Origin of the sequence: Oceanobacillus piezotolerans, from assembly GCF_003665065.1 — a bacterium.
GTDB classification, from domain to species: domain Bacteria; phylum Bacillota; class Bacilli; order Bacillales; family Amphibacillaceae; genus Oceanobacillus; species Oceanobacillus piezotolerans.
On sequence record NZ_RCHR01000005.1, the window covers coordinates 254,984 to 278,459 of the forward strand.

Annotated in this window: 22 protein-coding genes; all 22 read left to right on the top strand. The window is 36.0% G+C overall.

Annotation, left to right across the window (positions count from 1 at the left end; all coding sequences use genetic code 11):
- Positions 1–164: 164 nt before the first annotated feature.
- The 22 genes from D8M04_RS15070 to D8M04_RS15180 all read left to right on the top strand — a co-directional run bounded on the left by D8M04_RS15070 (position 165) and on the right by D8M04_RS15180 (position 23,471).
- Complete coding sequence (locus D8M04_RS15070; protein WP_121524237.1) at positions 165–530, top strand: response regulator; 366 nt, start codon at positions 165–167, stop codon at positions 528–530.
- Between the two features lie 119 nt (positions 531–649).
- On the top strand, positions 650–1,504 hold the full coding sequence (gene fba / locus D8M04_RS15075; RefSeq protein ID WP_121524238.1) for a class II fructose-1,6-bisphosphate aldolase: 855 nt from the start codon (positions 650–652) through the stop codon (positions 1,502–1,504).
- A gap of 123 nt (positions 1,505–1,627) precedes the next feature.
- Positions 1,628–2,269, top strand: coding sequence for a fructose-6-phosphate aldolase (gene fsa, locus D8M04_RS15080; protein ID WP_121524239.1), 642 nt, complete (start codon positions 1,628–1,630; stop codon positions 2,267–2,269).
- 197 nt (positions 2,270–2,466) lie between these two features.
- On the top strand, positions 2,467–3,753 hold the full coding sequence (locus D8M04_RS15085) for a UDP-N-acetylglucosamine 1-carboxyvinyltransferase (protein ID WP_121524240.1): 1,287 nt from the start codon (positions 2,467–2,469) through the stop codon (positions 3,751–3,753).
- Positions 3,754–4,107: 354 nt separating this feature from the next.
- Positions 4,108–5,073, top strand: coding sequence for a class II fructose-bisphosphatase (gene glpX, locus D8M04_RS15090; RefSeq protein WP_121524241.1), 966 nt, complete (start codon positions 4,108–4,110; stop codon positions 5,071–5,073).
- A gap of 582 nt (positions 5,074–5,655) precedes the next feature.
- The gene (rho, locus tag D8M04_RS15095) at positions 5,656–6,936 is read left to right on the top strand and encodes a transcription termination factor Rho (RefSeq protein ID WP_121524242.1); all 1,281 of its coding nucleotides are present in this window, start codon (positions 5,656–5,658) and stop codon (positions 6,934–6,936) included.
- A gap of 151 nt (positions 6,937–7,087) precedes the next feature.
- On the top strand, positions 7,088–7,333 hold the full coding sequence (locus D8M04_RS15100) for a type B 50S ribosomal protein L31 (protein ID WP_121524243.1): 246 nt from the start codon (positions 7,088–7,090) through the stop codon (positions 7,331–7,333).
- A gap of 191 nt (positions 7,334–7,524) precedes the next feature.
- On the top strand, positions 7,525–8,148 hold the full coding sequence (locus tag D8M04_RS15105) for a thymidine kinase (RefSeq protein WP_121524244.1): 624 nt from the start codon (positions 7,525–7,527) through the stop codon (positions 8,146–8,148).
- Between the two features lie 860 nt (positions 8,149–9,008).
- Positions 9,009–9,185 carry a thiazolylpeptide-type bacteriocin gene (locus D8M04_RS15115; RefSeq protein ID WP_121524245.1) on the top strand — a complete coding sequence of 59 codons (177 nt, stop codon included), beginning with the start codon at positions 9,009–9,011 and terminating at the stop codon, positions 9,183–9,185.
- Positions 9,186–9,225: 40 nt separating this feature from the next.
- Entirely contained in the window at positions 9,226–10,245 is a 1,020-nt protein-coding gene (locus D8M04_RS15120) for a hypothetical protein (protein ID WP_121524246.1), read from the top strand.
- The gene (locus tag D8M04_RS15125; protein WP_121524247.1) at positions 10,229–12,751 is read left to right on the top strand and encodes a lanthionine biosynthesis protein; all 2,523 of its coding nucleotides are present in this window, start codon (positions 10,229–10,231) and stop codon (positions 12,749–12,751) included. The genes D8M04_RS15120 and D8M04_RS15125 overlap by 17 nt, the downstream gene beginning before the upstream one ends.
- Positions 12,752–12,770: 19 nt before the next feature.
- Positions 12,771–13,484, top strand: a complete 714-nt coding sequence (locus D8M04_RS15130) for an ABC transporter ATP-binding protein (protein WP_121524248.1) — start codon at positions 12,771–12,773, stop codon at positions 13,482–13,484.
- A 12-nt stretch (positions 13,485–13,496) separates the two neighbouring features.
- Positions 13,497–14,237: an ABC transporter permease gene (locus D8M04_RS15135; RefSeq protein ID WP_121524249.1), complete on the top strand. Its 741-nt coding sequence runs from the start codon at positions 13,497–13,499 to the stop codon at positions 14,235–14,237.
- 1 nt (position 14,238) lies between these two features.
- Positions 14,239–15,708, top strand: coding sequence for a hypothetical protein (locus tag D8M04_RS15140; protein ID WP_121524250.1), 1,470 nt, complete (start codon positions 14,239–14,241; stop codon positions 15,706–15,708).
- Positions 15,709–17,418: a YcaO-like family protein gene (locus tag D8M04_RS15145; protein ID WP_121524251.1), complete on the top strand. Its 1,710-nt coding sequence runs from the start codon at positions 15,709–15,711 to the stop codon at positions 17,416–17,418. It begins immediately after the preceding gene.
- Between the two features lie 9 nt (positions 17,419–17,427).
- Positions 17,428–18,603 (top strand): nitroreductase family protein, encoded by a 1,176-nt coding sequence (locus tag D8M04_RS15150; protein WP_121524252.1) that lies wholly within the window; start codon positions 17,428–17,430, stop codon positions 18,601–18,603.
- A gap of 17 nt (positions 18,604–18,620) precedes the next feature.
- A complete protein-coding gene (locus D8M04_RS15155) occupies positions 18,621–19,469 on the top strand; it encodes a thiopeptide-type bacteriocin biosynthesis protein (RefSeq protein WP_121524253.1) in 849 nt (282 codons plus the stop codon).
- A gap of 23 nt (positions 19,470–19,492) precedes the next feature.
- Entirely contained in the window at positions 19,493–20,224 is a 732-nt protein-coding gene (locus D8M04_RS15160) for a SagB/ThcOx family dehydrogenase (RefSeq protein WP_121524254.1), read from the top strand.
- 12 nt (positions 20,225–20,236) lie between these two features.
- The gene (locus tag D8M04_RS15165) at positions 20,237–21,100 is read left to right on the top strand and encodes a hypothetical protein (RefSeq protein ID WP_121524255.1); all 864 of its coding nucleotides are present in this window, start codon (positions 20,237–20,239) and stop codon (positions 21,098–21,100) included.
- A gap of 125 nt (positions 21,101–21,225) precedes the next feature.
- The gene (locus D8M04_RS15170) at positions 21,226–21,831 is read left to right on the top strand and encodes an accessory gene regulator B family protein (RefSeq protein ID WP_121524256.1); all 606 of its coding nucleotides are present in this window, start codon (positions 21,226–21,228) and stop codon (positions 21,829–21,831) included.
- Positions 21,828–21,986: a cyclic lactone autoinducer peptide gene (locus tag D8M04_RS15175; protein ID WP_121524257.1), complete on the top strand. Its 159-nt coding sequence runs from the start codon at positions 21,828–21,830 to the stop codon at positions 21,984–21,986. Before D8M04_RS15170 ends, D8M04_RS15175 begins: the two co-directional genes overlap by 4 nt.
- Positions 21,987–22,160: 174 nt before the next feature.
- Positions 22,161–23,471, top strand: coding sequence for a sensor histidine kinase (locus D8M04_RS15180; protein WP_121524258.1), 1,311 nt, complete (start codon positions 22,161–22,163; stop codon positions 23,469–23,471).
- Positions 23,472–23,476: the final 5 nt, after the last annotated feature.

Genomic DNA, 23,476 nt, shown 5'->3' on the forward strand with positions numbered 1-23,476 from the left:
TAAGAGGAATAGAAGGAAATTTCTTTTCTATTTCTCTTTTTTTTACGGAATCAAACAGTTAATTTTTACCATTTTAAATTTTCCTAAATTGCAGGAAAATGGAGTGCCTATATCGAACTGAATGAGAAGGGGATATACAGAAATCGGGGGTGGGTAGTGAATCTATGGGAAGTAAAAAGATATTAATTGTTGATGATCAACCAGGAATACGTTTGTTATTAACGGATATTCTAGAGAATGAAGGTTACCTTGTTCAAACAGCTTCAACAGGTAAGGAAGCAATGGAGGAGCTGTATAAGCAAACTTTAGACTTGATACTTTTGGATTATAGGCTGCCTGTGTTGGACGGTTCAGAAGTTCTGAAAAAAATGGAAGAGGAGCATATGGATATTCCTGCTATTGTAATAAGTGGAATGATAGAAAATATTACAAGTGAAGGAAATATCTACTCACATACAAAGGCGGTCATCGGAAAACCCTTTGATGTGTTAGAGTTAAGCGGACTTATTAAGAAAATTCTATATCCATAATGTGAGAATAAGCTTATGAGAAAAAGTTGCGCTAGCTCTTTGGAGTTGGTAAACTATTAGTGTGTGTTCAAGTTTAGTTTTAACAAAACGTGAAGGAATTCACTAGAGGAGGATTACATATGCCATTAGTTTCAATGACAGATATGTTAAACAAAGGCAAAGAGAATGGTTATGCAGTAGGGCAATTTAACATCAATAACTTGGAATATATTCAAGCTATCCTGCAAGCAGCTGAAGAAGAAAAATCACCAGTTATTTTAGGTGTCTCTGAAGGTGCTGCTAAATATATGGGAGGATTTAATGTCGTAGTTGCGATGGTTAAATCTCTAATGGAATCATATGGTACAACAGTGCCAGTAGCGATTCATTTAGATCATGGTTCAAGCTTCGAAAAATGTGCACAAGCTATCCACGCAGGTTTCACTTCTGTAATGATTGATGCTTCACACTCTCCAATCGAAGAAAATATCGCTCTAACAAAGAAAGTGGTAGAATTAGCACACATTCACGGTGTATCTGTTGAAGCAGAAGTAGGTACAGTTGGTGGAGAAGAAGACGGTGTAATCGGCGGTATTAACTATGCAGATGCTGACGAATGTAAACGTCTTGTTGAAGAAGCAGGTATTGACTGCTTAGCTCCAGCATTAGGTTCTGTACACGGTCCTTATCAAGGTGAGCCTAACTTAGGATTTAAAGAAATGGAAGAAATACTTAACTTAACAGGTGTTCCATTGGTACTTCATGGTGGTACAGGCATTCCGACAAAAGATATTCAAAAAGCAGTATCCTTAGGTACAGCAAAAATTAACGTTAATACAGAAAACCAAATTGCACAAGCAGATGCAGTGCGTAAAACACTAGCAGAAAAACCAGATTTATATGATCCACGTAAATACTTAGGACCTGGTTCAGAAGCGATTAAAGAAACAGTTAAAGGTAAAATGCGTGAATTTGGTTCATCTGGCCAAGCTTAAAAATAAATAAACTAACTCAGCGACGATTAGACATTGAACAAAGTATTTTATATTGGTGTCTATTCGTCGTTTGTTATATAAACTATTAACTCGTCAGGGCGAGTCAAAAAGGGTGGATAAGGGATGAAGTTTTTTATTGATACAGCTAATATCAGTGAAATTAGAGAAGCTAACCAGTTGGGTATCTTGGCTGGAGTTACTACGAATCCAAGTTTAGTTGCTAAAGAAGGGGTATCTTTTCACGATCGTTTAAGAGAAATCACACAGGAAGTATCTGGTTCTGTAAGTGCAGAGGTTATTGCTGAAGACGCAGAAGGCATGATTAAAGAAGGAAAAGAATTAGCTGCTATTGCACCTAATATTACTGTTAAAGTCCCAATGACTTTAGAAGGCCTTAAAGCTGTAAAAGCTTTCTCTGACTTACAAATCAAGACAAACGTTACACTAATTTTTAATGCAAACCAAGCACTGCTTGCAGCACGTGCTGGCGCTACTTATGTGTCTCCATTCTTAGGGCGTTTAGATGACATTGGACATGATGGCATGACTCTGATCGCTACTATTGCAGAAATTTTTGATCGACATCAGCTTGAAACAGAAATTATCGCTGCATCAATTCGTCATCCATTGCATGTTATCGACGCTGCTCTTAATGGCGCACATATTGCGACAATTCCATACAAAGTTTTGGCGCAGCTTGTAAACCACCCATTAACTGACCAAGGAATTGAGAAATTCTTATCAGATTGGAATAATCAAAAATAAATTAGTACAAGCTATGATAAGAGGGACTGACGACTTAGGAAAAGCAAAGAACAGCATGTAACAACATCATAGTTAATTCGTTGTCTCAATAAAACACTTGAAATGGCGTGTGTTTTTAGAAGCAGAATGCGAGTTTATTCATATGACTCTTGACACCTGCTTGTAGAAACAGCCCTTCCGAAAATGGGGTAATAATGATGCAGAAAATGTTAATTGAAGGCGGTCATTTATTAAATGGCCGTGTCCGAATCAGTGGAGCAAAAAATAGTGCTGTGGCCTTATTGCCTGCTTCCATCCTAGCCGATTCACCCGTTACAATTGAAGGTTTACCAAGAATTTCCGATGTAGAAACATTAGGCGACCTCTTAGAAGAAATTGGGGGAACGGTGGAGTGGAACGAACGAACGATTACGGTTCATCCAGAGAAAATGGTAGCGATGCCTTTGCCAAATGGAAAGGTTAAAAAGCTGCGGGCCTCTTACTACTTTATGGGTGCCATGCTCGGGAAATTTGGTAAGGCTGTAATTGGCTTGCCTGGTGGTTGTTATTTGGGTCCACGACCAATTGATCAGCATATTAAAGGATTTGAAGCTCTTGGTGCTGAAGTAACAAATGAGCAAGGTGCAGTATACCTGCGAGCAAAAGAATTACGTGGTGCCCGGATATATTTAGACGTGGTAAGTGTTGGTGCTACGATTAACATCATGCTTGCTGCGGTTAAAGCTAAAGGGAAAACGGTTATTGAAAATGCAGCGAAGGAACCTGAAATTATTGATGTAGCTACACTTCTAACCAATATGGGTGCGAAGATTAAAGGGGTAGGTACCGATGTAATTCGAATTGAAGGGGTTCCTAGTCTGCATGGCTGCAATCACACAATTATTCCGGACCGAATTGAAGCAGGTACATATGTCATCGCTGCTGCGGCACAAGGTAAAGAAGTAATTATAGAAAATGTCATTACAAGACACATTGAATCCCTGTTAGCAAAGCTTCGGGAAATGGGGGTTCGATTAGAAGAGAAAGATGAGCAGCTTCTTGTTGCACCAACAGGCCCGCTGAAGAGCGTAGATATTAAAACACTGGTTTATCCAGGATTCCCTACCGACCTTCAGCAACCATTCACATCCTTATTGACAAAGGCAGAAAACACAGGTGTTATAACCGATACCATCTATTCCGCCCGTTTGAAACATATTGATGAGTTAAGAAGAATGAATGCGCTTATCAAGGTGGAAGGTGGATCTGTAATCGTTTCAGGACCTGTAGAGCTTCAAGGTGCAAAAGTGAAAGCTTCTGATCTGCGTGCTGGTGCAGCATTAATTGTTGCTGGTTTAATGGCAAATGGAATTACAGAAATCACTGGACTTGAGCACATTGACAGAGGATATGAATCTGTAACAGAGAAACTAAAGAACCTGGGTGCCAAGGTTTGGCGCGAAGAAATGACAGAACAGGAAAAGATTCAGTTTCAAAACTTATAAGTAAATAGAAGCTTCACATAAAAGAGCTTATTTTCCAGCTGTCCCCCTAATTTAATGGGGGAAATTCGCTGGTTAACCTAGATAAAGAAAAAGAGCTCCATAAATTGGCTTTAGATAGATAAGAATCAATTCTAAAACACCTTAAAGTGAATGTTCAAATAGGAGGATAAAAAGGACCAAGAAGTTCAAGGCGGCGAAGCTTTGAGTAGCGGAATGTATGCTTTTAATACATGAGCAACGGAAAAGCAAGCCAACGAAGAAATTCGACGTGTCATTTTTACCGGACTTTTTGAACGTCAACTTAAGATATCCGCATGTGGGATGAGGATATTTAATAAAAAGGAGAGAGCCAAAATGGAGAGAAGTTTATCAATGGAATTAGTTCGTGTAACAGAGGCAGCTGCACTTGCCTCTGCACGGTGGATGGGAAGAGGAGTAAAAGACGAGGCAGATGATGCCGCCACAACGGCAATGCGTAGCGTATTTGATACGATACCAATGCAAGGTACAGTGGTAATCGGTGAAGGAGAAATGGATGAAGCGCCAATGCTTTATATTGGTGAAAAGCTTGGTACTGGTGATGGACCAGGAGTAGATGTTGCGGTAGATCCGTTGGAAGGGACAGAAATTGTCGCTCAAGGAACCTGGAATGCTTTGGCGGTTATTGCCATTGCAGATAAAGGTACACTCCTGCATGCGCCAGACATGTATATGGATAAGATTGCAGTAGGGCCAGAAGCGGTTGGGAAAATCGATATCAATGCACCGGTCATTGATAATTTACGAGCTGTTGCAAAGGCAAAAAATAAAGATATTGAAGATGTTGTTGCAACTGTACTCGACCGCGAGCGCCATGCGAAGTTAATACGAGATATTCGAAATGCTGGTGCAAGAATTAAATTAATTCCTAATGGCGATGTTGCTGCAGCAATTAATACTGCATTTGATGATACAGGTGTAGACATACTTCTGGGCAGCGGTGGTGCTCCAGAAGGGGTTATTGCAGCTGCTGCACTTAAATGCTTAGGTGGAGAAATCCAGGGTAAGCTTCTGCCTTCTAATGAGGATGAGGTTAAACGGTGTCATACCATGGGCATTACTGATTTAAACAGAGTATTTTATATGGATGATTTCTGCAGCGGGGATGATGCCATTTTCGCGGCTACAGGTGTAACAGATGGGGAATTGCTGAAAGGTGTTCAATTTAAAGGCTCCAAAGCTACCACTCAAACGGTTGTTATGCGAGCGAAAAGTGGTACAGTGAGATTTATTGATGGGGAGCACAGCCTTCAGAAGAAACCTAACTTAGTATTTAAATAATACCCAGCATCAAGAGAAACCTTGTTATGTGAATTGAATAATGCTATTCTTATAGGAAAGGGAAAGGAAGTGTCATATTATTTGGGCTTCCTTTCCTTGTATTATAAAGTCTAGTAAACTTTTAATTGGCTTGACTGGTAAGCAAATTTTCTAATGATTTAAAGTTCAAATTAGTATTGAATATTCCCTTTTAAAAGAGTAATATAATATATGTTTATTAAATGTTTAATACTAGGTGAACTTGGAAAAAATAGTATATAAATGACTTTCCTGTTTTTAGAGGTTGTTCAAATTCTGGTTAAAATGATGCTTTCGTTAACGCTAGCATAAATACTCACTTAATCCTCCATTTTGAACATGCACTTTAAGTAAGCAGTCTCAATAGTCCTTTATTACATGATAACTTCTGTTTAAACTTCTATATAATCTACTTTTCTTCAAAAGGAACTTCCAACCATAATGAAGTGAACCATCTAGATTATTTACACAATTAAACGATTTTTTCGGAAACGCTAACTATTAGCGGTTCTTAAATATTTACTTTTTCAAAATGACGTAAAACTGAATAGGCGTGGTGATGAAATGTCTACATTAACAATCTCTCAATTAGAGACACTAACATTAAAAGAATTGTATGCTTTAGCAAAGGAATATAAAGTTTCCTACTATGCGAAGTTAACGAAGAAAGAACTTATTTTTTCTATATTAAAAGCACAAGCTGAAAAAGATGGTTATTTATTTATGGATGGGATACTAGAAATAATTCCTTCAGAGGGCTTTGGGTTCCTTAGACCAATAAATTATTCTCCTAGTGCAGAGGATATTTATATTTCGGCTTCCCAAATTCGCAGATTCGATTTAAGAAACGGGGATAAAGTATCAGGAAAAGTACGCCCACCAAAAGAAAACGAACGTTACTATGGTCTGCTCCATGTAGATGCAGTAAATAGTGAAGATCCAGAGACGGCAAAAGAACGTGTTCATTTTCCTGCACTTACCGCATTATACCCGGACCGCTTCATGAAGCTGGAGACAGAAACAAATAAATTATCCACTCGAATTATGGATTTAATGACACCAGTAGGTTTTGGTCAGCGTGGACTTATTGTCGCTCCGCCAAAAGCTGGTAAAACAATGCTTATTAAAGAAATTGCCAATAGCATTACCAAAAATCATCCTCAAGCAAAACTCATTATCCTTTTAGTTGATGAACGACCTGAGGAAGTTACTGACATTGAACGTTCAGTTAGTCCGGATGTGGATGTTGTTAGCTCTACTTTTGACGAAGTGCCTGAAAGTCATATCAAAGTTTCTGAGCTTGTATTAGAGAGAGCTATGCGCTTAGTAGAGCATAAACGTGATGTTATCGTTTTGATGGATAGTATTACTCGTTTGGCTCGTGCCTATAACCTAGTTATCCCGCCAAGCGGCCGTACGCTTTCAGGGGGGATTGACCCAGCTGCATTCCATCGTCCAAAACGTTTCTTTGGAGCTGCTAGAAACATTGAAGAGGGCGGCAGCTTTACGATCTTAGCTACTGCACTTGTAGATACTGGCTCCCGTATGGATGATGTGATTTATGAGGAATTTAAAGGAACAGGGAACATGGAATTGCATTTAGACCGAAACCTTGCAAACCGTCGTATCTTCCCAGCGATTGATATTCTGCACTCTGGTACACGAAAAGAAGAATTGCTTGTAGAAAAGAGTCAACTTGATAAAATGTGGGCAATTCGCAAAACCATGCAGGATTCTTCTGATTTCTTAGAGAGATTCTTGAGAAAAATAAAATCATCTAAAACAAATGAAGAGTTTTACCAAATGATGGATGAAGAGATGAAGCGTAAAGGAATCAAACGTTAAAGGTTTTTGTTAAATAATAGTTTGTGCTCTTGCAAACAGTGCCTGAGACTGGTATAATTTCTAAATGTGAGTTTAGATAAGGTTAAATACCTCATACGGCTCTTAAAATAACTCTGTTTCCAAGGGATTCAGGGCAAAGGAGTGGAAGGACATGAAAGAAGGAATTCATCCTGAGTACAGAAAAGTAGTATTTCTTGATACTAGCTCAGACTTCAAATTCTTGAGTGGCTCTACAAGGTCTTCTAATGAAACAATTGAATGGGAAGATGGTAATACTTACCCACTAATCAAAGTTGAAATCAGCTCTGATTCACACCCATTCTACACTGGTAAGCAAAAAGCTGACAAAGTCGGCGGCCGCGTAGACAGATTCAAGAAGAAATATAATATGAAATAAGTTTTTACAGACAGGCAAAATGTCCTTATTTTGCCTGTTTTTCTCTTTTAAATAGATAATTTTTATATTTTTTCAAATATAGAGTAAACAGGTAACACCGCGAATATCCAAAAGTTGAACAATGATTTTATCCCTAATAGTGGTAAACTATTCATTGTACATATTGAAGAAAAAGTGAGGGATTCTCTACGATGTATGTTATGAAACAAAGTGGTTGGGTGGAAGTGATATGTGGCAGTATGTTCTCTGGGAAGTCAGAGGAGCTCATTCGCCGTGTCCGTCGAGCTACCTATGCTAACTTAACTGTACAAGTGTTTAAACCAGCGATTGATAATCGTTACGATGATACTGCTGTTGTGTCACATAATGGGACATCCACCGTTGCCCAACCGATTCATCGTTCAGAAGAAATCTTTGAACTATTAAATAAAAACGTGGATATCGTTGCAATTGATGAGGTGCAATTTTTCGATGAGAATGTCGTGGAGATTGCAGAGGAGCTTGCGAATAAAGGTATCCGAGTTATCGCAGCAGGATTAGATATGGATTTCCGCGGCGAACCATTTGGACCAATGCCTAATTTGATGGCGATAAGTGAGTCCGTTACGAAGCTTAATGCCATTTGCCCAATCTGCGGATCTCCGGCAAGCCGAACACAACGCCTGATTAATGGTAAGCCTGCTTCCTATGATGATCCTGTCATCCTAGTTGGTGCATCTGAGTCCTATGAACCAAGATGCAGACATCATCACGAAGTCCCAAAAAAGCCCGTGAGTAAGGCTATCAAAAAAGTTCTAATAGAAATATCCAAGTAAAGCGCCTAAAATGGGCGCTTTTTTTATTTGCTTAGGAAAATATGATTATTAAGAGAATGGAAATAGAAAAAGAAGTACAGTTTAAAGTAACCTTGTAGTCACTATCATCAATTGCTTCATAAACTGGAGAATATGATATGGGGGACAATGCCAAAATTGTCAAATAGGCACTAAAAAGCACCGTATAGAGTAGACGCTAAAAAGGTCTACTCTATACGGTGCTTTTTTAGGTTGTTTTCTAAATGGTTGTTGTTTAATACGGAATATAGATTGACTTCTGATTAGTTTAATTCAAGATAGTGCATGAAAACCGCTCCGGAAATACACTGCGCTTTCCACGGGCGGCTGCTGAGCCTCCTCGAGACTGTCGTCTCTGCGGGGTCTCACCTAGGCCTGTCCTCCCGTAGGAGTCTCCGTGTATTTCCTCCGCTAGATTGAGCCTTTAAACCTTTTAACTATGAATGGAGAAAAGCACCTCTTTACAGGAAGTGATTGTAGCGGAGGGCAGTCGACTCCTGCGGGAAAAGCAACAAGCGAAGACCCCGCAGGAAGTGATCTTCTTCCGAGGAGGCTGAGACGTTGCCCGCGGAAAGCGACTGCCCGAAGCGGAAATCACGAGCGCATATTTTCAGTGTCTTTACGCGCTATTTTGAATTCAACTGTTTCTATCAACTATGAGAAAAAAGCCTACTCCTCTTACAAAATAAGGCACTTATGAGTTCATAAGTGTAACTTTCTAGGACATTATGCTGCAGTTAAGTGAGTCAATAATCGTGTTAGGACAAACACAGTTATATAGAGGAATGAGAGGATATACTGTCATTGTAAGATAAAAAACCATTTAATAGGAGGAGAAAAAAATGAGCAAAAATGTAGCAGGGGAAAACACAGTATCAAAACAGGATTTTGAATTAGAGGTAGACTTTTTAGATTTGGATGAAGTTGGTGCTATTCCAGAAACGACAGCTAGTAGTGGTACTTCAAGCTGCTCAGCAACTTCTACTTGTGGATCAAGTTCATGCTGCGGTTCTTGCTAATGTTTAATTTTAAAATCGTGTGAAATGAGGATGTTATAAAATGGAGATCTTGCTTATCTTTAACTACAATACGCAATATGATTCAGACCTAATAAAGTTCTTAAAAAAAGAATTACAATCTCTTACTCGTTATTATTTAACACGATCTTGGGAAGGTGGTCCACATATCAAGGTAGTTCTTGATAATGAAACGGACATTTATCAGATAGAGAAAATCTCAAAATCACTTCAGATTTGGATGACTAATATTCCTATTAATCCAATGGCAGAAGAAGAAATAATAACTAAATATAAGAAGCATGCATCCGTATTGTCAAAGTTAGAAGATAAGGAAGAGGTATCAACTATGGAAAAACATGGAACTGTTAGAGTAGTTGATGATCCATTTTTTTACCACAATAGAGAAATAACTCATTTATTCCATGAAATCAGGTTCGATCTGCAAGACTTATTATCGGAGTTATACTTCTACCTTATTGACAACAAAATACCGATACAGGCAGCATATCCTATCTTGTTTCATTATGTGTCGGAGACCTATAAAGTAGATGGCATGAATAAGGGTTATTTCTCTTTCATTTCACATGTACATGGTTTTTTTGAACTGGCAGAGAAGCAACAGTTATCTTACAATGAGGAATCATTTGAACAATATTATCAAAATAATAAGACTTATATAGACACATTTGCAAAAGAGCACGCTGCCTTTGTCCATAAGTGGTCAGAGAAATGGAAGGATATTTTTCAAGTAATCCAAGTGAAAGTTGATGATGTTACGGACCAATCATATATCGAGCGAATAAGAAGGGAGTTTACTTCGATTCAATCTAATTTTAACAATGATTTTCATCACCGTTTTACAAAGTATGCAGACGATGAACGATTTGTATATGATCAATCCGCTACAGTTTATCGATTTCTAATTAACTTACTTTATATGTCCTTGCCGTTTTTAAGAATAAGTGCTCTAAAGAAACAGCAATTTATTTATATGGCTTACCGGTACACAGAGGAGACGTACCAAATAAATTGGAGGGAACAAATTGGAATTACTGACTGAAATAACGAAAAACCCATTTGTATTGTACCGTGGAAGTGATATTGGGAAGGAATGGTATAGAAGCTTACAATCTAATTCAATAGAATTATCAGCTATATTAGAGAAAATCCATGTATTGGAAAAGGAGATAGAAGAAAAAAAGCACCATATTATTTTCCTGTTAGAGCAAAGATTTCAAAGTGATAGAAATAAAGTGTTGCTCAATATAAAAAGAGATGCTTTTAATCTTAGGATAAATCGGTTAAGAAAATATAATGAAGAAACCCTTCCTGAAATAAATATTATAGATCTAAATGGATTAATCGAATTGTTGGAAGAAAAGACCAAGCTTGAAGGCGAATTTCAAGAAAAATATGATGAGGTGTTAGATAGTAACCGGAAAACAATTCAGTCTGAAATAAATAATGAAGTATTACTAAAGACAATCATTTTTTTCAATGACAAGATTTACAAAAAAGTAGAAAAGTACATGTCAATAAAAGTGAAGGAACATAATAAGAAACTTAAAAAGCTTGATTTCTTTTTAGTGAAATTAATGATGCGAGCATCGATGAAAACAAGCCCTTTCTCTTATTTAACTAAAGTAGGGTCAGCTACTCCCAGCTTTAAAGTAAATAACACAGAGAATGTTGAAGTAAATCATGCGATGGTAATGCATATTTTCTACAGATTTTTAAGAACAAATAAGAAAGCACTGGAAAATGTCCCTGTTATCGTTTCAAATTTCGGAAGGAGAGACACTAAAATTTATTATGTATCTCAACATAGTACGAAAAACTCCAAAAAGGTGTTTGAAACCAGTGATAAATTTGTTGAGTTCGGGTTGGATCAAGTTGTTATTGATTTTCTAGAAACTTATAAACATCAAGAATTAACTTTCAGAATGTTTAAGGGATTTTTACAATCAAAAGACCTTTACCGAGGTCATGAACTAAATCTATATCAAAAGTTAGTAGAACTAAAGGTTTTGATCCAAAAAGTGGATATAGGTTCGGGCAGAAGCATTCTTACAAATATGATCTCTTTTTTGAACCGTTACTCTTTAGACTCCAAGTTTGTTGAAGCATTACAGCTGCTTCGATTGTCCCTGGAACAATTTCAAAAGGGAAATGTGGAACAGAGAAGGGCTGCATGGTCCCAGATGAAAGACGTAAGCAGACAATGGGCACAAGCGGATATGGATTTTGGAAATGAAGTGCTTTTCGAGGATATTGTTTCTCCAGTTGAGGTTAAGGATGAAATTTCTCCATATATTTCAGAAGAGTTTATTAATTGTTTAACAGATTTTATCCTATTATTTGACGTGAATATTCGTGTGCAATATGAGTTAGCTGCAATGTTTCAAAAGCAATTTGGCAAAGAAAATGTTCGGCTATCGAATAGCAAAATGTTAAATGAAGTGTTCTTTAGTAATATCCAACATTTTTATCCTTATTATCAGAATAGCAGCTATCGGTACGAGGGAGCAACAGCAGAAGAGGTTCATGTATTAGATGATTTAAGAGATCAATTTATTTATGAACTAAAACAACTCTTAGCTCAACAACCGGATGCGGAAGAGATCGATATAAAACCATTAATTAAGAAGTATGTGAAACGAATCCCAAGTGATTATAAGGTGAATAGTGAAACAAGTGTCACGTTGTTTGCTCAAACCACTGGAGAGAAGATTGTATTAAATGATGTTTATGATGGCCAAGAAAAGTTTTTATCCAGATTTAAAGACTATTTTGCCAGAACAGAAAATGACAAGGAGTATCCAGCATATGTAGATAAGAATTATATGCGTAAGAACTATTATGAAGTAGAAGAACTATTCGGATTTAACGGTGGTATCCATGACAGAAAACAACAACAGCGTTTGAATTTAAATATTGGATACCAGCAATTTCAAGATAGAGATCTTCCTTCTATAGAGGATTTTTTTGTTCAATATGATGAGAATTCAAGAAAGTTAAAACTTCTTGATGCTAATTATAAAGACGCAAGAATTGCTTATAAATCTTCATTGGTTCCTATATTTCTCCCAGGTGTCCTATCCGTAATGCTGCTATTGTTTCAAAGTGGAAGATTGAATTTTGATGTCAACCGTATTGGCAAAGTCCGTGATAAATTACCACGCCTGACGTTTGATTATGTTGTCATGTATAGGAGAAGGTGGAATTTAGATGCCAACGTTCAGAAACAATGGCTGGATGAACTGAATAATGATGCAAAACGTTATCAACAGGTTCTGAGATATTTCCAGAAGATGGATTTACCGAAACAATTCTTTTTGAAATTTTATAAACGTGATGATAGCTTTTCCAGGGAAAAACCAATCTTTATAGATTTGGACGTACCCATCTTATTCCGCTTGTTTATTCATGAGTGTAAACAGGCTATTGAGCAGGATACAAAAATGTATGTAGAGGAAGCAATACCCGGTGCAAATGACACCTTACGAGAATATATGGTTGAATATACAGTCGATAAAATACCTAATGTTGTTCCTGTATATGTTTAATATGAATGGAGGATAATGGATGAAAATTATAGATGTAAAAGGATTGGAGAAGTCTTATGGAAATCTCCAAGTATTGAAGGGATTAGATTTTGAGACTAATGCTGGGGAAATTATCGGTGTCATTGGGATGAATGGAGCTGGCAAATCAACCTTTTTAGAAATCCTTATGACGATTAAAGATTATGACCGCGGCGATGTAACAATTTTTGGTCATAACTTAAAGGGAATATCAATGGATCAACTTATCTCTTTACGAAAGGATATATCCGTCGTATTACAGCCAACCCAATTCTATAAGTCTTTGAAAGTGGAGGAGTTATTAAGATTATTTAAGGCCTATTATCAATCAGATATTGAAATTGGTCAGATAATAGATGATTTTCAATTAGAACAGCATCGAAAGTCTTTCTTTGAAAAACTTTCAGGCGGTTGGAAGCAAAAGGTAAGTCTTGCGATTGCCTTCTTGTCAGAGCCCAAGCTGATTATACTCGATGAACCAACGACAGGATTGGACCCACATATGCGAAACGTATTATGGTCCTATATCGTGGATTATAACCAGAAAAAGGGTGGAACAGTTATTTTAACCACGCATTACATGGATGAAATTGAACTTTATTGTGACAAGGTGATGTTAATTGACAATGGTGTGAATAAAATTTTTGAAAAGACAGAGGATATTTTGTCTTTAGGATATCGCTCTATTAATGATTTTTACCTTTCAAAGGTATAGGAGGAATTTTATATGTTAGCTACCCAATTAAAATATGATTTGATTATGTTTTCGAGAGAATTGTTCTATCTTATTTTTTCTATAATTGTACCACCAGTAACTTATATTTTTATGGGGCAATTGTTTGGAGAAGACACATATGCAGGTGGACTGAGTTATGTGGAAATGTATACACCATCCTTTATTATTTTGATTACATTCTCTGTGGTGTTCTTTGCTTTTGGTTTTGATCAAGTGATGAATCGCTCAACGGGGGTTGAAAAGCGGATAGGTATTTCTCCAGTACCTCAACGTACCATTCTTTTGTCAGGGATTATTAAATCTATCATCATCACCAGTTTCGGGTTTGTTCTAATTCATGCGATAGGGATGGTTGTTTACAATCTAACGTTCAATCCGATTACTTTTCTAGTGTCCTATGGATTTTTTATTTTGCTCAATGCGGTTTTACTAGTCATTTCATCAGCTGTTTATTCGTTATTTCGCGATTTGAAAAGCGCTTTAATCTTTTCTATCCTGATCTTCCAGGTAGTGATGTTTACGGGGGATTTCTCCCTTCCTGTAGCCCAAATGCCAACTTTCATTCAGGTGATTGCCAATATAAATCCAATGTACCATGTAAATCACCTGTTTATAGATGTCTGGAACAGCCAGCTCATTTTTAACAATGACACATGGACTTCTATTGGAGTGATTATGTTGGTATTTGTAGCAGCATTAATAGTTATTCGTTGGAATAGAAGGAAGGTTTAATATGCGTATTCTAAAAGCCAAAAATACCATTCGTTACTATTATGAAGATCATCATTTATATCTAGTTGGGGAAAAGAAAACAAACAAAATAAGAGCAGGAGAGGCTGATTATCTAGAAATACATTATATGATCAGTCAGTTAAGAAACGGATTAGGGGAGAATGCTGCTTATGAATTATTTCCCCGGTTTAAAGCTTTACTGGAGTTTTTAATAGATAGAGGGCTGGTATATCAAATAGATAAGGAAATATTACAACATCATTCCAAGTATGAATATTTTTCATGGCTAGAAGGTAACTCCCTTATTACTGAATATAATTTGAATCGAATAGGTAACTTCAGCATCGTGTGTCCCAAACAGCATATTGCTTCTTCTGCTTTAATCGACAAGTGTTTAGAAAATGATATAGATCATCGTTTAGATGAAGAGGCAACCTGTTTTGAGTTATGGGAGGGAAATGCTTGTATTTCCTCTTTCATCATTTATCAAAATGAAAAGGAGGAAATTGTTATCGCTCCTCCAGAAAATAATCTTCTTGCCTTGGAATTAGATAATTCGATGGTTGCAGGAAAAATTTTAGCCCCCTTTATTTTCCATGCACTTTTAACATCGGCATTCGATGAATATCCATCCGTTTTCTTTATTAAAAGAGATTTGGAGGTTAAAAAAAGGAGGAAATTTTATCTGAAAAAAACAGAGGACAATGGAAGAACGGTTAGTAAGCTAGAAGCAGATGACACCATTACATCTTTAAATGCTTTAGAGAAGTTTCTTCAATTGTATCATTCTTCTGTTTCTTCCTTTAATCTGAACAGGGATTACCACGAGTATCAACAATTACCAATTCAAATCCTCACAATTCAGAAACAGAAAGGTATTGATTCAAAGGATAATTATTATATTGCAGATGTAAGTTACGAAAGACTAGCTAAGTTTGTTGTTGAGGTAGTATTTATGGAAGCATTGTTGTCTGATCATCCCAATGATATTACCATTTTACAGGACTCCAAAGTTATTCATCGTTTAAACGCTAAGGAGAAAGAGCGGGAACAAAAGATATTGTATGTAAATATTAAAAATATTCCAGAGTATGAGATGATAGATGATCTGCTAACTAAGGATGGAATGGAATTATCCTTTCTTGTGGATATACATGAACAACAAGGTCTTATGTTGTATTTACACGAGAAAGGTCAAGACAAATGGTACAAATATAATTATACGATCTATAACAAAGAATATATCCCATTAATTATCTATACATGGATTAGTGCAAAGCTTAATCATGTCCCACTACTCGAAGCTGGCTTTAGTCAAGTAAGTATGAAACAGGAGAATATCGCCGGATTGATCTCATACGAAGATATTTTTTTAAATGTAAGAAGTGAAGTGGAGCAAATGAGTCATTTAAATATAAGTAATATCCTGAAAGAGCTGGGATATGGCTATGAAGTTATGGAGGGATCATAAATGGGAGGACAAGTAGATTCTCTTCCTGTTCTGACAAATAGTATTATTCCAGTATCACACAACAGGAAGTACATTTTTGTTGGACCAAAGGATAATGGACAACACTTTTGTTTCGATTGTATGAAAGAACGATGGAAAGAAGTAGATTTGTATTCATATTATTTTTCTTATGGAGAAGACGGTCCTATATATTCATATGAAAAGGAGATCGTTGCGCGTCTAAAAGACAAGCTGGAGCTGGAACAAGAGGTTCCACGAGTTTATACATTTGATCGTGAATCTTATGAAATTCAAGTACACGGCACATTTAAGAGAGATGACTGTTCTTCATGTTCACAGGACCGTGTGGATATGTCACATAAACAAAAAGATGGGTATTTTCAAAAAGATAATTTACGTTTAGAAAGCTTTGACCAGGTAAAGCATCGACTAGAGAAATTTAAACCTATGCTTTTTGGTCAGAAAGCAGCCTTAATTAATCAATTAAGTAGAACGGGTGATTCATACGGGACCCCTATGGTGCAGTCGGAAGTTTTTTATAAGGGGATCTCTATGCTTTCTTTCGGAAGAACCTCAACATATGGGGCATCAAAATATACATCTGTTTTAGAATCAATGGAAAGATATGCAACCGCTTTTCCTTATAGATCGAAGGGAAGAAAGCCACTAAGAGAAGAGGAGTCTGAACAAATTGATTTAACTCTTAGTGAAGTGATGATGCTAAATAACTATAAGAACGATCAGGGATACAAGAAGGATATTCCCATCTACTATAGTGAAGCGTTTGCACTGCATAAACAAGAGAATGTGTTAATTCCGGAACAATTAATATATTACAATTCCCACCAAGTGACTGGAGAAAAGCGTTATATTTACGAGAGCTCAAATGGAAGTGCATTAGGATCTACAGTGGAAGAGGCAAGCCTTCATGCAATATTAGAATTGTTGGAACGTGATGCTTTTCTAGCGACATGGTATGGTCAGATTCCACCTGTAAGAATACGAGTAGAAGAAATGGAATCAAGCTCTATCGATTATTATGTGAAAGCATTGCGAAGAAAAGGAATCAAAGTTCATATTTTTGAAATTTCAGTAGAAGTAGCCATACCAATAATATGGATTTTGCTGGAAAAGGAAAGTCCAAGCGAAAAAGATATGGCTTTTTATACAGCAGCTAGTGCTTCATTCGATTTAAAAGATGCAATTGAAAAGGCATTAATAGAAGCAACTACCGCCATATCCGTATTCGAAAATTTGTTTAAAAAGCCTGACTACCAGAAAAGGAAAAAATTGCTGTTGGAAAATCCGCACTCCGTAACAGAATTAGAGGATCATCTGCTGCTTTATTCTAATGAAGAGATGAAAGACATTTTCTCCTTTGCTCTGGAGACTCCCTATCATATGAACGAACAGGAACTGGAGAATTATTATGAAGACTATTCTGGTCGTGCATTGGAAGTACTTCGTACACTTGAGGAGAAAATCACCAATATTTCACCAAAGACTTATCGTGTAGCAGTTGAAAATCCGAACTTAACTGTTTCCGGTTTTGTAAATGTGAAGTATATTGCTCCAGGGATGTTAACCATGACATTTGGACATCAAAACAAGCGTGTCGTATATTCCCGTATAGAAAAAGCGATCCAGACGAAAGGAAGGGGGAGATTCGACAAAGATTGGATTGAAAATATTCCACATCCTTTTCCATAGGAGGCAAATATGATTGATCTTAGTTACTTAGAGAAATTTGGCGAGAAGCGCTTTGATATGTTTTATTATGGTGAAGAAATAAAGCAAGGACCATGTACACAAGCCCCTGTTGCTTACATTGATATGGACTTTTTAAAAAACCATGACCATTTACCAGAGTGGGAGAGCTTTTTATATAAAGTATTTTCAAGTGTGGAGAGAATTTATCGGATCGATTTCCATAGCAAATATTATTTTCATTCTGCTTCTCCAACAGCTAGAAATATTTCCAGTGTGAAGCTCATTCTAGCTTATCAAAAACATCTTTATCGATTAAATCCAATTTCAGATCAAATTGAAGTAAGGAAGAACGATTTCTTAATTGGTTTAGATGGGAATACAATGCATTTGTTATTGGTAGCAGATGACAGGAGATTGCAGCGTGATTATGGTGACTTTCATAAAATCCTTTCTATGCTTAATATTGGTCATGCACTAATGAATGTGGAGCTGGCTTTAGGAAGTGAAGGTGTCTACTATCAAGAAGTTGACACTGCATCTATTACACAACAGAGAAGAACCCCGTTTTTGTCAGTAGTTAAGGTGCTGGAAATCCAATCAGATGAAAAAAAAACAAGTAAGCATAATCTGGAAGATCTCTTTGAATGGACACAAAAACGTTCATCTAATCAAAGTTTATCTGGGGATGTATTTGTAAATGAGATCTTTCGTAAGGGCGATATGCTAGAATTACTGACCCAATTAGACAAGTTGCTTAAGAAAATGGAGATAGGTATATCCATATATATAAATCATGTAGAAGGTTTTGATAATGGGTATTATAGATTTTACAATGGCGAATTGATAAAAGTGAGCGATGCTGAAAATCAACTAGAAGCTAATAGGATATTAGCAGAATACCAATCATATACGAATGTAACTGGGTTGAATCTTTGGTTGTTTTTTCATTTTCATCCTAAATTTCATGAATATTCCTATGATTCTTCTTTTATAAATATGGGGTATATCGCTCAATATCTATCATTACTAGCAACCAAATGGGGAAAAGCTAGCCGTGGGATGAAAAACTATAAGGATGTTTACATTAAAAAGAAGCTTGATTTACCAGAGACCGAGTTTATTGGTTATTCTTTAATGATTTTTCCAAAGACAAATAGTACTAGTTCGTCTTATATAAAATTCTAATACGAGGGGGAGTAAGGATGTGGATTTCGAAACATATTTTTATTCATGATTATCCATTAATTGATGATTATCTGAAACATGTCCTCCTACCATTAGCGGACAGAGAATTAGCAGATGGGTATTTCTTTATACGTTATTGGGATGGCGGACCTCATGTCCGACTTAGGTATAAAGGTTCAGGTGACAGCGACCGGTTTACGCATCTATTACAGTCAACCTTAGAGGAATTTAAACGAGAGCATCGAGACTGGCCCTTTCAAAAAATGAAGGAGGATCAGCGAGTAAAAAGAACAGAAGGAGAAGGAAGTGGAATAGCTTATCCTAATTTTAGTATTCAGTCGATAGACTACCATCCAGAAATATATAGGTATGGTGGAGAGAACGTGATGGGAATTTCAGAGGACATTTTTATGGCTTCTTCAAAATTCGCAAGTGTGATCATTCAGCAACTGCCAAGGAATAAACGTTATGTAATTGCCTACGATATGATGTACGAATGTGGAAAGCTAGCGGAAGAAATGCAATGGATAAAGGATCGACGCTCTTTTTTTTATGATTATCATATGATTTGGAAGGAATTTAAAGATCAGCCTAATTTCAGTTCCCTATCACATTCTCTAAAGAGTAGAACCCGCCATTTGGAAAGTAAAAAGACCCTGAAACCATATCAATCTTATATAAATTTATTAAAAGAGAAAATGCTGGATATTTATGGGCTGCAGTCCATCTATAAGGAGCATGAAGTGTACTATATTTTAATCTCCCATATGCATATGTTAAATAATCGCTTGGGGGTTTCTCCTGACCGAGAATATATTTTCTCTAGTATTCTATATGATTATTATACTGAAATAGTGCATCAATAAGTATAAAAGGGGTGAGAAGGCAAATGTGGGCATGGGATTATTCGTTGAAAGTTGAAGAAAAATTTTTCGATTATCACTTTTCATCCATTAATGCAGAAGAATATACATCCACGCAATTATATAAACATTACAAGCGTAAGGAGAAATCGAATAAAGGATATATTAAGAAAGAACTGCCCTACACCTTTGATCTCGCAAGTAGTTTTGAGAAGACTATCTTGAATAGAAAAACCTGTGTCGGTACATTTTCGAATAATCAAAGGATCACTATGAATTTGATTGCACGTTTCTCTCAATTGGCATTTATTGGAGGAGAGGGCGGGCATCGTGCTTACCCTTCAGGGGGAGCACGTTACTATGTGAATATTCATTATATGTTTCACAATGAGCGGGTAGATGAGGATTTATGGAAACAGGGGAATATATCGGAACTTAACATGGATACCAATCAGCTTTTAATAAAGGATAGTATACCTTGGCAAGTTGTGGAGGATGCCTTTATTCAGAAAAAATTGGTATCTACTGCTCAATTTGCCATTGTCTTAAGTGTCGATTTACAATCCATTTCCAAAAAATATACGGATATCTCTTATAAGCTTGTTCAGCAAGAAGCAGGTCATATCGGACAAAATATTCAATTGGTTTCTACTTATTTAGGTATGCAATCCTTGCCGCTGGGCGGTTTTTATGATTTGGAAGTTAACCGCTTAATAGGAGGAAATGAAACCACATTATACGTATTTTTAATAGGGTAGGTGATTATTTATATGTATCTATTAAATCATCAATATGAAATAAAAGTGTTTGAAAATATTATGTTTGTCCATGATAGTATTAGCGACGAGGTAAAATTTGCTTTTGAGATATACAATTTGGATAAGGGAAAATTAAAAAAGTTATTTTATTTTGGTCTTGAAAAAACTATATCCTTTCATAGAGAAGAACAAATTGTACAAAAAGTGGTTCAACGCTATCCGAATTATTTTACAAATTGTAACGATTTGAAGAGAAATTGCTTTCGCTTAATTAGAGAATATACGGAATTATTTCGTTATGAATTTATTTCTACCCAACATTTTAGTGATTATTTAAAAGAGGTGGAAGTTTTCCTTAAACGGAAGAAGCGTATGAAACTTTTATTTGATATAGAAGGCTATGAATATATTAAACAGGCTTTTCAAAATAACCCACTTATGGAAATAACGGGTGTGCAGGGGGAAGTCTTGAATGATACCCAAGAAACGTTTGATGTTATTATAACGGAACCGAATGGAGAAAGAGAAGATAGAAAATGGCTGGAAAGAGCGGAAGCAATAATGTTTCTAAACACAGATAGCAAAAAAATAGCTATCGGTCCCTTAATATATGTTAAGAAATTCCAGATTCCTAGTTTTGCTAACGAGGAACCAAAAGAATATCCTATTATCCTTGAGCAAGAGCAGCATTTACTGTATTACTTTATCGAGCGTATTCTTTATATATATGCTTTTAATTTAAATCAAAAATTATTAAAGGACACCTGTATACCAGTCCGTCACAGCCTGATTTTAGACCGAGTAGACTTAAAAGGATACAGTAAAACTGTAACGATCTATCCGAGGGTGGAAACGTTAGTGGATGCAGTTAAGTAATAATTTTCAACACTTACATGGAACTGAAATGAGATCATTCATCATCTAAGTACAGAATTGTCCAACTTACTGAATATTCATTTAGTAGATGATAGATAGAGTTATGATGAATATGAGGTGATGGAATGAAGAAGCTAGAGCTAAACAAAATAAGTTTGACTGAAGCTGCTGCTATTAGGGTTGCTGAATGGGTAAATACACAATTGAAGGAGGATAATAAAGCATATTTAAAATTAAAATTAGGATTGGAAATGCTTTTTATCAATATAACAAAAATGCTGATTGTGTACTCCATGGCATACATATTAAACCTATTAACAGCTACTATTATCTTCCACCTGTCTTATTATCTCATTAGAAAAAATGCCTACGGTGTTCATGCTAAGACGAGTGCTCTATGCAGTTTAATCAGTGTTTTGTATTTTGTGGGGATTCCATATGTTGCTACTTTAGTTACTATCCCGAATGCAATCATTCTAGTTATTTATTTGATCAACGCTGTCATACTCTACTTCTTTGCACCAAGTTTTACTAGAAAAAGCGCCAAAATGAGTGATAGCAGAAAGCTTAAGTTAAGAAATCAATCGATGATGATGTGTTTCATCTTAATGCTGGTTACTCTATTTATTGCAACTGTAACTACGAAGAACCTTCTGACATTTGGAGCCACATTAGCTTGTTTATTAACGATACAAAAACATTCAAACTTAGAAGGGAGGGAATCATATTGATCAAAAAAGTAGTAGAATTTCAATGGAAAAGGGTAATATCAGAAGTGATTTCAACAATCGGAATGACATCAGGTGCAGCAGCAGCCCGCTTGAATTGTATGCTTTTTTTATACGAACCGGAAATACCAGAGGAATTACAGGAAGAGATGGAATAAAGTATGTGTGAAAATAATAGTCGAGTGGCAAAATGTCCTCGAATGCTTATGCTAGTGATGTTATTTAGCTATAAACCTAGAGCCGTTATACCTAAAATAGATTGAATACTTTAAAAAAACTTAATTTCGTGATAAAATGCTCCTAAAAAGAAGATATATGAAGGAGCTTTTTTTGTGCTAATTACATATATTGGTAGTTTTACCCAAGTTGTTGTCCTTTGTTTAATTAACTTTTATTTGTTAAAAGCGAATGGGTTTATGAAGGAAAGATTGCTTTTCATTTTTGGAATAGCAAGTATTGCGGCCTTTGTTTTCTTGTATATTGGATTAATGGGGATATTTATTCTGGTAATCTTAACAATAGCAATCAATTATAGACATACCAAAGATAAGGTTGCTAGTACCACAGTACCTCTTTATTCCCTCATGATTCTTGTTTTAAGTGATCATTTAAGCTTCCTTACAGACATCTATATTTTTAATCACACCGTAGACAGTGTAGCAATGTATTTACCTAATTTCTTATTACACCTCTTGTTCTTCGTTTTATTTGCTATCATGTTTAGTTTTATCACAAATTTAGTCATTAGCTATGTAAAACAATGGATACCGTTTGTTCGAAAATACAGCATGTTTTTATTGCTCTTGACAGTGTTAACGATTGCATTTATTTATATTAATATTCTTATCTCAAACAGAGAAGGATTCTCAAGAGAAATTATCCAATTAAATAGCTATATCTTTCTCGTATATGTCATTTTCTTTGTAAGTATTTTAGGGATATTGCTTTCTTCTATTGTTAAAGAAGTGAAAGTGAAAGCAAAGCAGGAGGAGTATAGGCAATTACGTAATTACTCGGAAAATCTGGAAGAAATGTATGGGGAGTTACAAAAATTCAGGCATGATTACATAAATATACTAGCTTCCATGTCTGAATATATTAGAGCAGGTAATATAAATCAATTAAAGGACTACTTTAATGAAAAAGTCTTGCCTGCTAGTCAACATATTCGGCTTAATAATTATAAACTTGGTGCACTGAAAAACATAAAAGTAACGGAAGTAAAAGGGACACTTGTTTCCAAGCTTATAAAAGCACAGGATTCAGGTATTGATATATCCATCGAGGCTGTAGATCCCATTGAACAGATTAAAATGGATTCCATAAGTCTCTGCCGGTGTTTAGGTATTATTTTAGACAATGCAATTGAGGAAACCGCAAACCATGAAAATAGTAAAATTACGATTGCATTTATCAAGAAGGAAAAATCCATTTTGATTGTGGTAGTTAATACAATTAGTGGAGAAATACCGAAACTGTCCAAGCTATTTAAAAAAGGGTATTCCACAAAAGGGGAAAATAGAGGGATAGGCCTCGGTAATTTAAAGGAGTTAACTTCGTCCTATGAAAATATTACTTTAGAAACAAAAATAGAAGGAAGACAGTTTTTCCAGGGGATTGAAGTTTTTGATAGGGGGGCATAGAGGTG